Below are 15,165 nucleotides of genomic sequence, written 5' to 3'. Positions count from 1 at the left end.
TGTCAGCGGCCGTACGCCTCCAGCAGGCGCAGCCAAACCTCGCTGACCGTCGGGAACGCGGGAACGGCGTGCCACAGCCGATCCAGTGGCACCTCGCCGACGACCGCGATCGTCGCCGCATGCAGCAGTTCCGCGACGTCGGGACCGACGAGCGTGAAGCCGACGATCACCTGCCGGTCCTCATCGACGACCATCCGGGCGTTTCCCTGGTAACTGTCGGCGTGCAGAGCGGATCCCGCGACGGCGGCCAGGTCGTAGTCGACGACCCGGATCCGCAGCCCGGCGGCCTCGGCGGCGGCCGCGGTCAGCCCCACCGACGCGACCTCCGGGTCGGTGAAGACGACCTGCGGCACGGCACGCTCGTCGGCGGTGGCGGCGTGCCGGCCCCACCGACCGTCCTGGACCGCTTCGCCCTTGGCGCGCGCCACGATGACGTCGCCCACCGCGCGAGCCTGGTACTTGCCCTGGTGAGTCAGCAGTACGCGCCGGTTGACGTCACCGGCGGCGTACAGCCATCCGTCGCCGATCAACGCCCCGTCCTCGTCGACGACCCGCAACGTGTCGTCGACCGTGAGCCACGCGCCGGGCTTCAGGCCGATCTTGTCGAGGCCGATGTCGCGGGTGTTCGGCGTACGGCCGGTCGCGACCAGGAGTTCGTCGGCCTCGACCTGCTCGCCGTCGGTGAGGGTGATGTGCACCGTGCCGTCGCCGTCCCGGTTCACTGCCGCGGCCTCGGCCCCGAGCCTCACGGACACGCCGGCTTCCCGCAACGACTGCGTGACCCGTTCGCCGACGAACGGCTCCGCCAGGTGCAGCACACCGTCACGGGCCAGCACCGTCACCCTGGATCCGAGACTCGCGAACGCGGTCGCCATCTCCGACGCCACCACGCCACCACCGATGACGGCGAGCCGACCGGGAATTTCGGTCGCGGCGGCTGCCTCCCGACTGGTCCAGGGTGTCGCCTCGCGGATACCGGTGAGGTCCGGGATCAGTGCGCTGCTTCCGGTCGCGACGACGACCGCATGCCGGGCGGTGAGCGTGATGCTCGGGCCGTCTTCGCCGGCCCACACCTCGACGACCCGGTCGGAGCTGATCCGTCCGTGGCCGCGATACAGCGCGATCCCGGCCGAGTCGAGCCAGGCCACCTGGCCGTTGTCAGACCAGTTCGAGGCGAAGGAGTCGCGACGGCGCAGCACGGCGGCGGCGTCCAGGTCGCCCGTTACCGCCTCACGCGCGCCGGGCAGCCGACGTGCCGCCCGGAGCGCTGTCGCGCTGCGCAGCAACGCCTTGGTCGGCATGCAGGCCCAGTATGAGCACTCACCGCCGACCAGCTCCCGCTCGACGATGGCAGCGGTCAGGCCGCCCTGCACGACCCGATCGGCGACGTTCTCGCCGACCGGTCCAGCGCCGATCACGACGACGTCGTACGTAGCGAGTTCCACGTCAGTTCGCCTTGGCGGCGCGCCCGAGGCGGATGGCCGAGATGAGGAAGAAGATGGCGCCGGGGATGGCGTAGCCGATCGCGTTGGTCAGCACCGGGTTGTCCGCGGAGGCAGCGGCGATGAACGATCCGCCGGCGAGTACGGAGATGCCACCGCTGATGATCATCGGCCACTGGCCGCCCATCGTGCGGCGGCTGACCGCCACGATCAGCTGAACCAGTCCGGCCACGATCGCCCAGGCACCCCAGACGCGCAGGACCGCCGGGATACCGGACGCGCCGGCGAAGGCCAGGCCGACCGCGGCGAGCAGGCTGACCGCGATGTTCACGTACAGCAGATTGGGCGATCCGGTGGCGCGCGACGCGCGGGCGTCGACGACGGCGGCGGCCACGTCGAACAGCGGGTAGAGCACGAGCAGCGTCATCGCGAGGGGCCCGAGGTGCTCGGCGGTCGTGAACATCACGAGGGCCCAGACGATGGCGAACGCGAAGCGGACGAAGTACAGCCGCCGCAGGGTGGACGCGGTCGTCGAGATCCCGGGTGCGGTAACGGTGGTCATGGTGATCCTTCGGTGTTACTGAGAGGGGAACGGCGACCAGCGGGCGCCGCGGGTCGGAAGCACCGCCCTGTAGAACGGTCGTTCTGCCTTGCCAATGATGGCGACTCCACGCCGACCTGTCAAGACAGAACGTTCTACCCCCTACCCGGCCGCAGCTGGTTCGCGCTGGGCGCGGCCGCCGAAGCCATGCGCGAGGACTGGCCCGAGCCTGATGGAAGTACAAGACTGAACGTTCTATCCGCTACCATGGGTTCATGGCAGGTAGCGAGACCGACATCCGGCCGTCCGAGGCGCGACAACGGCTCCTCGACACGGCGACCAGGATCTTCTACGGGGAGGGCATCCACTCGGTCGGCGTCGACCGGATCATCTCCGAGGCGAAAGTGACCCGGGCCACGTTCTATCGGCACTTCCCCGGCAAGGAGAATCTCGTCCTCGCCTATCTGCAGGCGGCCGATCAAGCCATTCGCGGCCAGGTCGACACGGCCATCGCCGCCGGCCTACCGGCGCCCGACACCCTGCGGGCCGTTGCGGAGTCGATTGCCCAGGGCATCCAGTCCGCCGGCTTTCGCGGCTGCGCCTTCCTGAACGCCGTGGCTGAGTATCCCGACCCCGACCATCCCGTGCACCAGGCCGTCCTCACGCATCGACAGTGGTTCCTCGACACGATCAACACCTTGATGGCGAGCATCGAGAAGACCGAGGCGGAGCCCGCCGCGCAGCACTTCGTCATGCTCCGCGATGGCGCCATGGCGGCCGGCTGCCTTTTCGACCGGGTACTGATCTGCGAAACCTTCCTCCGCGGCGTCGAGGGACTCATCCGCACTCACGCCGCACGCCAGCCGGCCTGAGCTGCGCTCAGCCTGCGTCCCGCCCGCCGAACCGTACGTCGTCGAAGAGGCCGGCACGCCCTCGCGCCCCGCGTCGTCCCGTTGCGGGATCTTCAATCGGTCCGGCTGCGGAGGCTCCGCGCCAGGGTGGGATCATCACCGCCGCGGCGACGAGGTGTAGCCCGAGGAGGGCGCTGGTGGTGGCGGTGTTGGCCCCGGCGAGGAGGGGCGGGACCAACGAGACCGCGGTCAGCGACACTGCCGTCCACACGAATCGATCGGCGGGGCGGCCGCTCCACCGAAGCAGGGCGACGGCGATGACGATGCCCACGACCGAGAAGAAGCCGGTCACGACGGCGAACCCGGGCAACGGGATCGTCTCGCCGCCATCGGGGACCTCGAAGTCGACGCCGGCGGCCTGGGCGAGCGCAGCGGCCAGGGTGGTGGCCACCATCGCCGCGAGCGTGGCGACGAAGCCGGTGCCGACGAGCCCGCGGAATCGGTGGGTGTGGCTGGTCTGGCCTGATGCCGGGTTTGCGACGACCTCGTTGTCACTCATGCTGTTCATGTCGTTCCTCCATCGGTCGACAGCTGCCGCACAGGGGGCGTTGACCGGCAGGTGACGTGCCTGCTCTGGGTGTGACGATGCGTACCGTCGCCGTGCGACGGCCGGGGTTGCGCAGGGCACGGACGCCGGTGCCACGGAGCCAGAACCCGGCGCCGCGTCCGAGGACCGGTCCGGGCTCGCCGTCGCGCAGCTCCAGCTGGACCTGGCCCCGGGTGACGACGGCGAAGGCGTGGGACCACTCCACCGCGACCACCGGGACGCGCGCGCCGGCGCGCAGCGCGAGCGTCCACACCGGACTAATCCGTGCCGTCCGCCGGCAGGCGCTCGGGTAGCCCGAGGCGCGGGAACTGGTCGTTGTGGAAGATGGTGATCTCGGTGATCGCGCCGCCGGTGATGCGCAGTACGTCGATGGTCAGCGGCAGGTACGCCTGCTCCTGCTCGCGCCAGAGGTAGAAGGCGATGGCGGGCTGGCGGTTCACGGAGGTGGGGACGGTGCGCAGGCGCCCCAGGCTCTCGAAGCCGCTTTCGGTCCAGTCCCGCACCACCGCGTCGCGGCCGACGTGAAGGCCCGGGGTGGGGGGCATCGAGCAGCGGACGTCGTCCCGCAGGAGGGTGGCGACCGTCGCGACGTCGGTGGCCACGCTGGCGTCGGTGAAGCGGCGCACCAGCTCGCGCGTCCTGGCGTCCTCCTCGCCGCCGGTCCAGTCCTGCCGCTCGGCGGGCAGGTGCTCGCGCATGCCGGCGCGGGCCCGCTGCAGCGCGCTGTTCACGGAGTTGACGGAGTCCCCGAGCAGCTCCGCGACGTCCTTCGCCGGCCAGCCGAGCACGTCGCGCAGGATCAGCACGGCCCGCGGGCGCGGCGCGAGGTGCTGGACCGCGACCAGGTACGCCAGCTCGATCGTCTCCCGCGCGACGGCGACGGCCTCCGGCTCGTCCGCGTCGCCCGCGGGCAGCTCGTCGAGCAGCCGGTCCGGGTAGGGCTGCAGCCACAGCACCTCGCCGCCGGTCGCGGGCTCCGGGCGGCGCTTGGCGAGCAGGTCCAGGCAGGCGTTGGTGGCGATCCGGTAGAGCCAGGCCCGGAACGTCGACCGCCCCGCGAAGGTCTCCCGCCGCCGCCAGGCACGCAGGAACGTCTCCTGCACGGTGTCCTCGGCGTCCTCGAACGACCCGAGCATCCGGTAGCAGTGCACGTGCAGCTCCCGCCGGTGCCGCTCCGCCAGACCCGAGAACGCCGGCTCGTCGACCTCGCCCAGACCGCTCACGCCCAGCTCCTCCAGCCGTGTGTCCGCACTCATCACGTCATCCTTCCGCCTCGTCGTGTGCCGTCGTAGGTATGACGGGTGCGGGCACGACAACTCATCACTCGCGTCGGTCGGCATGGCTGATCCAGTGCCCGGTTGGCGCCTGAGCGACCTCGGACATTGACGGCGTGGGCACCTCGGCGCGCCCGAAGGGGTCACCGCTGCGAGGGTCCCTCTCGCGCGTTAGACGACTCACCTCAGGATGGGAGGCGCCACAGCGCCCGAATCCACGATCTTGCTGGTGTGAGAACTGATTGCGGCCCTCGTTGGGCGTACGGCGCGTTCGTGTGGTTGATCTTCTTCGTCGTGTCCCACGTGGCGGCGGTGTGCTTTCCCGGTGATGATCCGACCGGTGGCGGACCGTGGGATCTTCGGGCCTACGTGATCTTCAACGTCATTCTCATCCTCATGTCGGCCGTGGGGGCGGTTGTCGTCGTGGGCACCGTCCGGCCGTGGGGACGGCGCGTCCGTCGGTGGGTGCTCCTTACGCCGCTGTGGTTCGGCAGCGCGCTACTGGTTGTCCGGGGGGTCCCAGGGATGGTCGAGAACCTGCTCATGGCCGCTGGCGTCCGCCGAGGCGGTTTCGTGGGTGCGGAGGACATCTCCACTGCGGAGTTCTGGGCCGGCATTGGCATCAACACCTATTTCTTCGTGGGCGGGGTGTTGATGGTCGCGACGACGGTCTCCTACGTCCGTCGATCACGAAACGGCTTGCGCGGCTGACGGCGCGTTTCACGGCGCCTCTGACCTGGTGAAACCGATCACCGATCAGGACTACACGTCCGCGAGGGTGCCGTTACGCCGGGGTCGACTGCAGCCGGCGTGTCAGATGTGCCAGGCCGTCGAGGCGCAGGTCGCCGTCGAGGCCCTTCAGCGCTGCGGTCATCGCACCGGCCGCGCGGCCCGCCTGCAGCCCCACCTCGGCGTCCTCGACGACCAGGCACCGCGCCGGCGACACGTCGAGCAGTTCGGCGGCACGCAGGTAGCCCTGCGGATCCGGCTTGCCCGCGCTGACGTCTTCCACCGTGACCAGCACGGGCGGATCGATGCCGGCGGCGCCGAGCCGGACCTTGGCTAGCCGGGCGTCGGCGCTGGTCACCACCGCCCAGGGCAGCCCCAGCCGGGCCAGTGTTGCCAGCAGGTCGTGGGCGCCGGGGGTGGGTCTGACGTCGGACAGGTCGTCGTACTGCAGCGCCAGCTGCCGCGCCGCCGCAGCGGTGACCGCGGCGTCGTCGAGCCAGGGCAGCAGCCGGCGAACGGTGTGATCGGCGGGACTGCCGTGCGCGATCGCCAGGGCATCTGCGGGGGAGACGCCGTATTCGGCCGCCCATGCTCGCCAGGCCCGCTCGACAGCGGCGTCTGAGTCCACCAGAGTGCCGTCCATGTCGAACAGCACCGCGTCGATGCCTGACAGGTCCACGACCACGCTCCCACTAATATGCTCGTGAGGCGAGGATAAGGGAGGAATGATTTCGGTGGCAAGCCCTTCCCGTCAGCGCGCCGACGCAGCCCGGTGGCACACCGCGTCGCAGGTACTGGCACAGGTGCACCGCCAGCCCGGTATCACCCGCGCCCTGCTGGCCCAGCGGCTGCAGCTGACCAGCGGGATGGCCACGGAAATCACCGCCCGGCTCCGTGACCTGCGACTGCTCGCGGAGGCGCCGGCTCCGGTGCAGGGACGAGGAAGACCCACGACCGTCCTGCGGCCGCATCCCGAGGGCCCGGTCGTTCTGGCGGCCGACCTGCGGCAGGAGGACTGGCGTTGTGCCGTGGCGGCCATCGACGGGCAGCTGCATGACCTGCAGGTCCGCCAGCACGGCAGCCGTGAGCCAACCGCGGTGCTGGCCGCCGTGCGCCGCGGCGTCGAGCAGGGCCGCGCCCGATACGGCCGACGGCTGCGCGCGGTGTCGCTGGCCGTGGCCGGCACGGTTCACAACCATCACCTGGTACAGGCATCCACGCTCGGCTGGGGACCGGTCGACCTCAGCGTCGTCACCGATGGAGGGCAACTGCCGTTCCTGCTCGGCAACGACGCGACCCTCGCCGGCGTCGCCGAGGCCCGCACCGGCGCGGCCACCACAGCCACTACCGCACTGCACCTCATCGTCGAGGTCGGTGTCGGCGGCACGGTCACCGTCGACGGAAGGCCGATGACCGGCGCCCACGGGGCCGCCGGCGAGTACGGGCACCTGCCGTTCGGCGACCGGACCCGACGCTGCCCCTGCGGCGCCCGCGGCTGCTGGGACCTCGACGTCGACGGGCGCGCCCTGGCCCGCCACCTCGACGAGCCGCCTCCCGCCGACCCCCGTAGGTATACCCGCCAGATCCTCGCCCGCGTGAACGACAACCCGCGCGCCCAGCAGGCGGTGTCAGCTGTCGCGGCAGCCCTCGGCGCCGGTGTCGCCGGTCTCGTCAACCTCCACGACCCTGACGTGGTCACCCTCGGAGGGATCGGCGCACCACTGCGCAGCGCCGCCGCCGCGTCCTTCGACACCGCGTACGCCGACGGCCTGATGGCCTTCCACCGGACACAACCGCCACCCGTGGTGGACGCCGCACACGGCGACAAGGGGGCTCTGTACGGCGCCGCGATCGTCGGCCTCGACCACGTCACCAGCGAAGGCGCCCTGGCGCAGTGGGCCGCAGACCTACGACAGGAACAGCTCTGAAACGGGCGCCCGTCAGGTCGCCGATCTCCACATCTCCGCGGTTGAGCGCCTTGAATTATGAAAGGCCAGCCTGGATGGCCAGGATGGCGGCTCGCACGCGGTCGCGGCTGCCGGTCTTCGCCAACACGTTCGCGACGTGGGTTTTGACTGTGCTCATCGACAGATGGAGACTTCGCGCGATCTCGTCGTTGTTGAGCCCGCCGCCGATCAACGTGAGCACGTCGGTCTCGCGCGCGGTCAGCTGGTAGGCGGCGAGGTCCACGCGGGTAGCCGGGCCGGTCGACCGTACGCGTTCCAGGACGGCGCCGGTGATGTCGGCCGAGAGGATCGCTCCGCCGGCCGCGACTGTGCGTACGGCGGACATGAGGTCGTGGGCGCTACTGCGTTTGAGGAGGAACCCACGCGCTCCGGAGGCGATGGCGTCCAGGACGTACGCATCATCGTCGAAGGTGGTGACGATGATGACGGCCGGGGCGTGGGGGATCGCGGCCAGTTCCCGGGTGGCTTGTAGGCCGTCCAGTACCGGCATGCGGATGTCGACGAGGGCGACGTCGATGCGGGGATCGCGGCGGACGGCATCGAGGAGCTGCCGCCCGTCCGCGACTTCGGCGGCGACGTGGATGTCCGGCTGGGAACGCAGTATCTGGCTGAAGCCGTCGCGGACCAGCTGCTGGTCGTCGGCGATCACGACACGGATCACGGCTTCGCCACCGGCAGGAGGGCCTCCAGCACCGTACCGCCGCTGGGGCGCCGGCCCACGTGCGAGCTGCCGCTGAGCGCCCGCGCGCGTTCCTCGATGCCGAGCAGTCCCGAGCCGCGTGTTGCGGCCGTGGGCGGCCCGATCCCGTCGTCGCTCACCCGTAGCCGGGCGTGCTCGCCGACGCGGATCAGCTCAACCCAGGCGGTGGTGGCGTTCGCGTGGCGGGCGATGTTGGTGATGGCCTCCTGAGCGATGCGGTATGCCGCCAGTGCCCCCACCTCGTCGAGTCCCGGCTCGGCGTCGAGCCGGACGTGCACCGTGACGCCCTGCTGGCGCAGCGGCTCGGCGAGCAGTTCGTCGATGTCGGACAGGCGCGGTGGGGCGCTAACGGTTATCGATGCGTCCGGGTTGCGTAGATGTACGACGAGCGTGTCGAGCTCACGTAGGGCGGTGCGGCCACTGTTCGCGATTGTCCGCAACGCCACTGCCGGGTCGCTGCTGTACTGTCCGGCCTCGGCCTGGACCACCATCGCGGTGACGTGGTGACCGACCACGTCGTGCAATTCGCGGGCCAGGTTGGTGCGCTGTTCCAGCCAGGCAGCCTGGTCACGTAGCGCACTCGTCTCCCGGGTGAGGGCGTTGCCGCGTGACCACGAGCGCATCAGGACGGCAAGGAGGTAGCCGGCCGCCACGAAGACGAAGGGCTGTTCGTAGGGCCCACGATGGCTCAGCAGGGCGATGGCGAGGGCGCCGGCGGCGCCGGCCAGACCAGCCACCCATCCCAGCCAAGGCCGGCGGGCAGGGTCCTCGCAGGTCGAGACGAATACGAAAGCGGCCGCCGCCAGGCCCAGTTGGACCGACTCACCTGTGCTCACGATCGCCACGAACCCGGCGCAGGCGGCGAAGACCAATGTCCGAGGGCCGGGAGGTAGGGCCATGGCCGTGAGGGCGGCGGGCAGCACCAGCCACACCCAGCCCGCCGGTACGAGCACGTTCTGGTCGACCGTCGTGACCACGGCGACGACGATCAAACCCGCCGCGCCATAGGTGAGCCGGCGCACGCCTTCGAGGCTGCGCACCCAGTGCCCGATCGCTGTCACCACCTGCACAGTCTCGATGATCCGCCCTGGGGTCAGCCAGGTACTCAGGTACCAGCCGAACCGGCACCCTGGTACCGCAGCCGCACCGAGGTCGGCACCCCGGTACGTTCCGCCGGACGGCCCAACAACCGCACGCTGCAGCGGTGACTCTCGTCGACTCCCGGTCCGCCCTGCAGGTCGGCCCGCTTCTCACCATCCCCAACTACATCACCATCACCCGGACGCTCGCCGCCGTCACACTCGGCATCGTCGCCCTCGTTTCCGGTTCTGTCGCCTTGATCGCAGTGGCGTACGGCGTCTACTGGCTCGGTGACATGCTCGACGGCCTGGCTGCGCGGCGGCTCGGCCAGGAGACCCGGGCCGGTGCTGTCCTCGACATCGTGAGCGACCGGGCATGCACCGCCGTGCTCTGTATGGGCCTGGTCGCCCTGATGCCCGATGTCTCGCTGGTCGCCGTGGTGTTCCTGCCATCGTTCATGGTCCTGGACACGATGCTGTCACTGGCGTTCCTGTGCTGGCCGGTGATCAGTCCGAACTACTTCCACGTTGTTGACCGGCGCGTATGGGCATTGAACTGGTCGCCGGTGGCGAAGGCGGTCAATACCGCTGGGGTCATCGGCGCCGTGGCGTTCGGCCAATACTCGTTGGCAGCGACCGTGGCATTGGCCGTCCTTGTGATCAAGATGTGGTCCGCCGTGGCGGTAGCCAACCTCCTGAACCGGGACAGCCGGGCATGAACGGTGTGATGGAGGCCGCGGCCGCGCTCGGATACGGTTTCGCTTCGGCCCTTGTCCCGGTCGTCAACGCGGAGGCCTACGCCGTAGTCGCCGGGCAGCCGGGCGGGTACGCGGTGATCGCCGTGATCGCTCTGGCGGTCGGGCAAACCGTCGGGAAGGTGCTGCTGTTGGAAGCTGCTCGTCGAGAAACTGGCCGGTTGGCCCGGAGGCTCGCACGACGCAACCAATCAGGGCGCGTGGCTGCCCGGGCTGCCCGGTGGGCCGAGCCCGTCCGGCGCTGGCTCTCTCACCGCCGCACCGGTCTGCCGACGGTGCTCCTCTCCGCCTCCGTCGGCGTCCCACCACTCGCCCTGGTCAGCATCGCAGCCGGAACCGCCGGCCTGCGACACTGGGAGTTCGCCATCGCTTGCCTGCTCGGACGCGTAGCCCGTTTCGCCATCCTCGCCCTGCCCCTGGCCCTTGCGTGACCCCGACCGCAACCGTGGCGGCTCCGAAGGGAGTTGGTTCGTGGGATCGCGCTGTACACGTGGGATCGCACCGCCCTTTCTGCTCTCAAGAGAATGACTCGATCGATCCGCACCGGAAGCCGATCATTGCGGGAGTCCCCTGCACCACCCAGCTGTGAGTCACCTTCGGATGGAGGACTGATGCTGGCTCCGCTGCGGTATGGCGCGTTCCGCTACCTCGCTGCTGGCCGGCTGATCAACATGCTGGGCAACGGCGTCGCTCCCATCGCGCTGGCCTTCGCCGTACTCGATCTGACCGGCTCGGTGCGCGACCTGGGCCTGGTGGTCGGCGCGAGATCGCTGATGACCGTGCTGTTCGTGCTCTTCGGCGGGGTCGTGGCCGACCGGATCTCGCGCCGGCTGGTCCTGGTCGGCTCGAACGTGATGGGTGCGCTGACCCAGGCCGCGGTGGCCGCCCTTGTACTCACCGGCACAGCGACGATCCCGCTGCTGCTGGCGCTCGGTGCGGCCAACGGCATCGTGAGCGCCCTGTCCCAGCCAGCCTCGGCCGCAGCGACGCCGCAGACCGTGCCGCCGGAGTTGATTCAGCCGGCCAATGCGCTCATCCGGCTCGGCGTCAACGCGGGCATGATCGGCGGGGCCGCGCTCGGTGGTCTCCTGGTGGCCGCCGTCGGGCCAGGGTGGGGTCTCGCCGTTGACGCGCTCACATTCGCTGTCGCCGCAATCGCGTTCACCGGGGTCAGGGTCGCTGCTGCGCCGGCGAAGAGCACCCGCACGAGCATCGTCGCTGACCTTCGGGATGGCTGGGCCGAGTTCACCGCGCGGACCTGGGTCTGGGTGGTGGTGCTCGGCTTCATGATTCTCAACGGGGCCCTCGCCGGCGGCGTGAACGTGCTCGGCCCGGCCGTCGCGGACGAGACGATCGGTCGTAGCGCCTGGGGTGTGGTGTTGGCGGCGGAAACCGCCGGCATGGTCGTGGGCGGGTTGATCGCCCTGCGCATCCGGGTTCGCCGGCTGCTGCTGCTCGGGGTGGCCTGCATGTTCGCCGAGTCGTTCCTGCTGCTGGGGCTGGCCCTGGCACCCACCATCGTCGTGCTGTTGGCGACCGGAGTGGCGGTCGGCATCGCCGTCGAACAGTTCGCCGTCGCCTGGGACACATCGATCGCGCAGCACATCCCGGCCGACCACCTGGCCCGCGTCTACTCCTACGACATGTTGGGCTCGTGGGTCGCCATCCCACTCGGCCAGGTGACGGTCGGACCGGTGGCCGCGGCGATCGGCACCCGCGACACGCTGCTGATTCTCGCCACGATGGTGGTGCTGGCCGTCCTCGGCATGTTGGCCAGCCGGGACGTCCGCGGGCTGGAGGTGGTAGCCCTCGCCCGCGCTGCCGGCGCACAACAGGCCGAGTCAGCCGGTGATCCTGCCGCCACGCCCGCCGAGCCAGCCGCCCGCGCCTAACCCGGCGGCAAGACTTCCTCGGGGCCAGCCGCATGGTCAGCTCGAGGAGCAGGATCAGCCGCCGCCATGTCAAGGCACTGGGCCGACAGGTGGCCTGTAGTCTCCTGGCCTTCCCAGCGGTTCGCCGCGGCTCGGCAGGCAAGCGTGATGCACCCTGGGAGTGATTGTCACGCCCGCGGGTAGATGGTTGATCTCGTTCTGCCGTGTTGCGGGAGGTGTGATGGTCAAGCGTAGAACCTTCCGTGACGCCGTGGTGCTGATCACGGGGGCGTCGAGCGGGATTGGCCGCGCGACCGCGTTGGCGTTCGCTGCCGAAGGGGCCAGGTTGGTACTCGTCTCGCGCGGCCAAGAAGCGCTTGCGGAGGTCGAGCACGACTGCCGGGCACGGGGTGGGCAGGTGCTGGTTGTGCCGACCGATATCGCAGATCCAGTGGCTGTGGAGCGGTTGGCCAGACTGGCGGTGCAGCGGTTCGGGAAGATAGACGTCTGGGTTGAAGCGGTGGCCGTCGGCGTTGCCGGGCCGTTGGGCTCTGAATCGGTGGACGAGATTCGTCGGCTGGTGGACACCAATGTATTCGGCACCGTGCTGTGCGCCCGTGCGGCCCTAGCTGTATTTCAGGCGCAGGGCAGCGGGATCCTCGTGCTCGTCGGGTCACTGCTGTCTGTGTTCCCGAATCCGCTTGTGCCGCTCTACTCCATGACGAAGTTCGCCATCAGAGGGCTGGCCCTGAACCTTCAGCAGGAGGTTGCCCGTCATCCTCGGATACGGGTCTGTCTCGTGTTACCCGGGCCGGTCGACACGCCGTTCTTCCAGCGGGCCGCCAACCACTCGGGCCGGAAACTACGAGCTATCCCGCCCGCGTACGCACCGGAGCGCCTCGCTGCCACGATCCTCGCCTGCGCCCGCCGCCCGCGCAGGCAGGTGACAACCGGGGCGGTCTCGCACCTGGCGCTGATCGCTCACCGAATGGCACCTCGTGTCACCGAGTCGTTAGTCGCCCGGTGGAGCGCGACGTTCTTGACCAAGCCCGCCGCAGCCGCACCCGGGTTGGGATCGCTGTTCGATCCACCACCAACCGGGGCCGTGCACGGCGGGTATCGCCGCATCCGGGTTCGCCGTCGGCTCGGCGAGTGGCTGGGCGCGGCCCACGCACGTAGGAACCGACCAACCCCGGGCTGACCGCCACGCCAATCCGGCGCAGCCCTCGAAAAGCTGTGGGGGCGCATAGATGCGGAGCCTGTAGGCGCAGCCTCGTCCGGTGGCCTCTGCCGTGAGCAGGGCTTGCCCGATCTGGCGGGTACCGGCGGTCGCGGGTACCGTTCGAGTTGGCGCCCGAAGCGCCACGTCGAGGCCGGCACCGCCGCACTCAAGCTCTGTCCTCTTCGGCGCCGGATCGATGGTGCTACCTCGGCCGGCCCTCCTAGCGTCCTTCGCCGGGCGGGGACTGAGTCCTTCGATGGACGATGCCATTGGTCGCGGCGTGCTGCGATGCGACTACCGGGACGTAGGCGCAAGCACTCGGTATGTCACCCTGAGCGGTGAAGCCGACTTAGCTACCGCCGATCAGCTTGAGGACGACCTGAGGCGCCTGCTGGCTCCCTCTTGGGTGACGTGTCTCGCTCTCGACCTGACAGCGCTGCGGCATCTCGATTGCGCCGCGCTTGCTGCACTGCTGGCCGTCAGGGAAACCGCCGTGGCGCGAGGCGAGCAGATTGTCGTCACTGCCGCCGTCGGCGCGGCGGCGCGTGTCCTCGTGCTCGGCGGGGTCGGTGAGCTCTTCGACAATCCGCCGCTGTCAGGGCGCATCTCTCAGATGCGCACCGCGATTGAAACACGTGCGCCTTCCGATTCGATAGCGTCAAGTTCGGCTGGGTCTGCGCATTGACGGGCGACCAGCGTTTCTGATCAGCCGATCACGCCCCGAAACGTAGGATCTGGACGGCTCGCGGGCGCCGTCCGCCCACGCCGATGAGCCCATTACCCGCCCGTCACCGGGTGGCGGCCAGGCTCCCGATCAGACCTCGGTGTCGATGGTGATCGGCTGCCTGAGGATGGTGCGCTGTTTGTCGGATGCGACCTTGCGGTAGTCGCTGAGGTAGATCTCGTGGTGGGTTCCGGCCATACGAAGCCCGTTGCCGGGGATGAACTGATGATGCAGTTGTGCGAGGACCTCGGCCTCGTCGTCGAAGGAACCGACGTGCAACGTCTGCACGCACCGCCCCTCTGACAGCGTTTCAAGGCGGACGTCGTCGAGACGCGTCGGCCGGCGCTTGGCAGCGGTCTGCTCAACGGCAGTGGTGAACATGGTCTGGTTGACCCAGTCGGGGACCATGAGCAACAACGTCCAGTCCCACCGCGACTTGTCCCGTGCCACGGTGAAAGAGGCCATGTCCTCGGCCCACCACAGGCCTTCCAGAGGCGGAACGACATAGTCGCGCCCGAGGTCTCGCTTGCTGGCGAACTTCAGCTTGTACGCCACCGGGTAGAGCGCTTCGACCGCCTCGGTGAAGGCGGGCGAGGTGTTGGGGTCGCCGTGGCCGCCGATCATGAGGTACTGCATGTCGGGTACGTCGACTATCCGGAACCGGCCTCGTTGCGCTTGGTAGGCGTCAAGGGTCTTCTTGAAGTCAATCTTGTCGTCAGTCTTCTTGGTCACGGGGCACCTGGACTCGGGTGGCGAGCCACTGCCTTTCTGCATCCATGAGGCTCAGGGTGTAGGAGAACACCTCAAGCGCTGCGAGCGGGAGAGTGGCTTGTGCCTGCTGCGCCGCCTGGACTGCGGCGATCCGAGCTTCGAGCTGCGTCAGCCGGGTGCGCAGTGCCTCTGCGTACTGCTGCGCCGAGAGCAGGGACAGATTGGCGACGCCGACCAGCAGTGATTGTGGGACCGGTCGCGCCTCAGCGACGAAGGCCAGCGCGTTGCGTGCCGCAACCCGGCGGCCCTCGGTGGTGGCGTGGAAGACGCGGCGGGACTTGGCGGCGGCCGGAGCCTGCGGGACATGGAGCAGGCCGCGCTGCTCCAGCTTGGTGAGCAGGTAGTAGATCGAGGAGAACCCGATGTCGGTCCACTGCCGTATGCCGCGCTGCTCGATCACCTGCTCCAGGTCGTAACCGTGCTGCGGCCGTTCGATGACCAGGCCCAACACGGTCAGCTCAGCGGGAGTCAACTCCACAGCCGTAATCTAGCACTAGAATACTATGCCCTATGCGGGCTCCATGTGGTGGTCCGTTGACGGCTTGAGTCCGGCAAGCAGTTCCGCCGGGTCAACGGCCACCTGCATCTACGCCCGGGCTTCGCAGGAGCCGGCAGCGCGTATCGAACCAGAT

The 15,165-nt window shown here is 69.5% G+C and carries 17 protein-coding genes; 8 read left to right on the top strand and 9 right to left on the bottom strand.

Annotated features, from left to right (window positions below):
• Positions 1-2 precede the first annotated feature (2 nt).
• Positions 3-1,445: an NAD(P)/FAD-dependent oxidoreductase gene (locus ACIP9D_RS29440; protein WP_350874553.1), complete on the bottom strand. Its 1,443-nt coding sequence runs from the start codon at positions 1,443-1,445 to the stop codon at positions 3-5.
• 1 nt (position 1,446) lies between these two features.
• Positions 1,447-2,004 (bottom strand): hypothetical protein, encoded by a 558-nt coding sequence (locus tag ACIP9D_RS29435; RefSeq protein WP_350874554.1) that lies wholly within the window; start codon positions 2,002-2,004, stop codon positions 1,447-1,449.
• A gap of 254 nt (positions 2,005-2,258) precedes the next feature.
• Between ACIP9D_RS29435 and ACIP9D_RS29430 the strand changes: the two genes are divergently transcribed.
• A complete protein-coding gene (locus ACIP9D_RS29430; protein WP_350874555.1) occupies positions 2,259-2,855 on the top strand; it encodes a TetR/AcrR family transcriptional regulator in 597 nt (198 codons plus the stop codon).
• 7 nt (positions 2,856-2,862) lie between these two features.
• Here ACIP9D_RS29430 and ACIP9D_RS29425 read toward each other — a convergent pair whose 3' ends face one another.
• Together ACIP9D_RS29425 and ACIP9D_RS29420 are read right to left on the bottom strand one after the other, a co-directional pair.
• Positions 2,863-3,402: a DUF6069 family protein gene (locus ACIP9D_RS29425; RefSeq protein WP_350874556.1), complete on the bottom strand. Its 540-nt coding sequence runs from the start codon at positions 3,400-3,402 to the stop codon at positions 2,863-2,865.
• A gap of 296 nt (positions 3,403-3,698) precedes the next feature.
• Positions 3,699-4,700 (bottom strand): RNA polymerase subunit sigma-70, encoded by a 1,002-nt coding sequence (locus ACIP9D_RS29420; RefSeq protein WP_400451295.1) that lies wholly within the window; start codon positions 4,698-4,700, stop codon positions 3,699-3,701.
• 288 nt (positions 4,701-4,988) lie between these two features.
• Between ACIP9D_RS29420 and ACIP9D_RS29415 the strand changes: the two genes are divergently transcribed.
• Positions 4,989-5,426 carry a hypothetical protein gene (locus ACIP9D_RS29415; RefSeq protein WP_350874558.1) on the top strand — a complete coding sequence of 146 codons (438 nt, stop codon included), beginning with the start codon at positions 4,989-4,991 and terminating at the stop codon, positions 5,424-5,426.
• A 73-nt stretch (positions 5,427-5,499) separates the two neighbouring features.
• Here the strand turns inward: ACIP9D_RS29415 and ACIP9D_RS29410 are convergent, their stop codons facing one another.
• Positions 5,500-6,123: an HAD-IA family hydrolase gene (locus ACIP9D_RS29410; protein ID WP_350874559.1), complete on the bottom strand. Its 624-nt coding sequence runs from the start codon at positions 6,121-6,123 to the stop codon at positions 5,500-5,502.
• Positions 6,124-6,169: 46 nt separating this feature from the next.
• On the opposite strand from ACIP9D_RS29410, the gene ACIP9D_RS29405 reads away from it, so the two are divergent.
• Positions 6,170-7,372 (top strand): ROK family protein, encoded by a 1,203-nt coding sequence (locus tag ACIP9D_RS29405; RefSeq protein ID WP_400451294.1) that lies wholly within the window; start codon positions 6,170-6,172, stop codon positions 7,370-7,372.
• A 55-nt stretch (positions 7,373-7,427) separates the two neighbouring features.
• On the opposite strand, the gene ACIP9D_RS29400 is transcribed toward ACIP9D_RS29405, so the two are convergent.
• Together ACIP9D_RS29400 and ACIP9D_RS29395 are read right to left on the bottom strand one after the other, a co-directional pair.
• Positions 7,428-8,060: a response regulator gene (locus ACIP9D_RS29400; protein ID WP_400451293.1), complete on the bottom strand. Its 633-nt coding sequence runs from the start codon at positions 8,058-8,060 to the stop codon at positions 7,428-7,430.
• Positions 8,061-8,068: 8 nt separating this feature from the next.
• Entirely contained in the window at positions 8,069-9,181 is a 1,113-nt protein-coding gene (locus ACIP9D_RS29395; protein ID WP_350874562.1) for a sensor histidine kinase, read from the bottom strand.
• Between the two features lie 134 nt (positions 9,182-9,315).
• On the opposite strand from ACIP9D_RS29395, the gene ACIP9D_RS29390 reads away from it, so the two are divergent.
• The 5 genes from ACIP9D_RS29390 to ACIP9D_RS29370 all read left to right on the top strand — a co-directional run bounded on the left by ACIP9D_RS29390 (position 9,316) and on the right by ACIP9D_RS29370 (position 13,723).
• A complete protein-coding gene (locus tag ACIP9D_RS29390) occupies positions 9,316-9,909 on the top strand; it encodes a CDP-alcohol phosphatidyltransferase family protein (RefSeq protein WP_350874563.1) in 594 nt (197 codons plus the stop codon).
• On the top strand, positions 9,906-10,376 hold the full coding sequence (locus ACIP9D_RS29385; protein ID WP_350874564.1) for a VTT domain-containing protein: 471 nt from the start codon (positions 9,906-9,908) through the stop codon (positions 10,374-10,376). The genes ACIP9D_RS29390 and ACIP9D_RS29385 overlap by 4 nt, the downstream gene beginning before the upstream one ends.
• Positions 10,377-10,556: 180 nt before the next feature.
• Positions 10,557-11,837 (top strand): MFS transporter, encoded by a 1,281-nt coding sequence (locus ACIP9D_RS29380; protein ID WP_350874565.1) that lies wholly within the window; start codon positions 10,557-10,559, stop codon positions 11,835-11,837.
• Positions 11,838-12,057: 220 nt separating this feature from the next.
• A complete protein-coding gene (locus ACIP9D_RS29375) occupies positions 12,058-13,017 on the top strand; it encodes an SDR family NAD(P)-dependent oxidoreductase (RefSeq protein WP_350874566.1) in 960 nt (319 codons plus the stop codon).
• A gap of 277 nt (positions 13,018-13,294) precedes the next feature.
• On the top strand, positions 13,295-13,723 hold the full coding sequence (locus ACIP9D_RS29370; RefSeq protein WP_350874567.1) for an STAS domain-containing protein: 429 nt from the start codon (positions 13,295-13,297) through the stop codon (positions 13,721-13,723).
• Between the two features lie 129 nt (positions 13,724-13,852).
• On the opposite strand, the gene ACIP9D_RS29365 is transcribed toward ACIP9D_RS29370, so the two are convergent.
• A complete protein-coding gene (locus tag ACIP9D_RS29365; protein WP_350874568.1) occupies positions 13,853-14,494 on the bottom strand; it encodes a GyrI-like domain-containing protein in 642 nt (213 codons plus the stop codon).
• Positions 14,478-15,011, bottom strand: a complete 534-nt coding sequence (locus ACIP9D_RS29360; protein ID WP_350874569.1) for a PadR family transcriptional regulator — start codon at positions 15,009-15,011, stop codon at positions 14,478-14,480. Before ACIP9D_RS29360 ends, ACIP9D_RS29365 begins: the two co-directional genes overlap by 17 nt.
• Positions 15,012-15,165: the final 154 nt, after the last annotated feature.

The sequence above is a fragment of the Micromonospora sp. NPDC093243 genome, from assembly GCF_044753725.1.
Classification (GTDB): domain Bacteria; phylum Actinomycetota; class Actinomycetes; order Mycobacteriales; family Micromonosporaceae; genus Micromonospora.
This window is presented reverse-complemented; position numbering and strand designations above follow the sequence as displayed.

What these genes read in the sequence shown, in the direction of transcription:
- ACIP9D_RS29435 (WP_350874554.1), bottom strand. Translation starts at nt 2,004, where the DNA reads ATGACCACCGTTACCGCACCCGGGATCTCGACGACCGCGTCCACCCTG.
- ACIP9D_RS29430 (WP_350874555.1), top strand. Translation starts at nt 2,259, where the DNA reads ATGGCAGGTAGCGAGACCGACATCCGGCCGTCCGAGGCGCGACAACGG.
- ACIP9D_RS29425 (WP_350874556.1), bottom strand. Translation starts at nt 3,402, where the DNA reads ATGAACAGCATGAGTGACAACGAGGTCGTCGCAAACCCGGCATCAGGC.
- ACIP9D_RS29405 (WP_400451294.1), top strand. Translation starts at nt 6,170, where the DNA reads ATGATTTCGGTGGCAAGCCCTTCCCGTCAGCGCGCCGACGCAGCCCGG.
- ACIP9D_RS29385 (WP_350874564.1), top strand. Translation starts at nt 9,906, where the DNA reads ATGAACGGTGTGATGGAGGCCGCGGCCGCGCTCGGATACGGTTTCGCT.
- ACIP9D_RS29380 (WP_350874565.1), top strand. Translation starts at nt 10,557, where the DNA reads ATGCTGGCTCCGCTGCGGTATGGCGCGTTCCGCTACCTCGCTGCTGGC.
- ACIP9D_RS29375 (WP_350874566.1), top strand. Translation starts at nt 12,058, where the DNA reads ATGGTCAAGCGTAGAACCTTCCGTGACGCCGTGGTGCTGATCACGGGG.
- ACIP9D_RS29370 (WP_350874567.1), top strand. Translation starts at nt 13,295, where the DNA reads ATGGACGATGCCATTGGTCGCGGCGTGCTGCGATGCGACTACCGGGAC.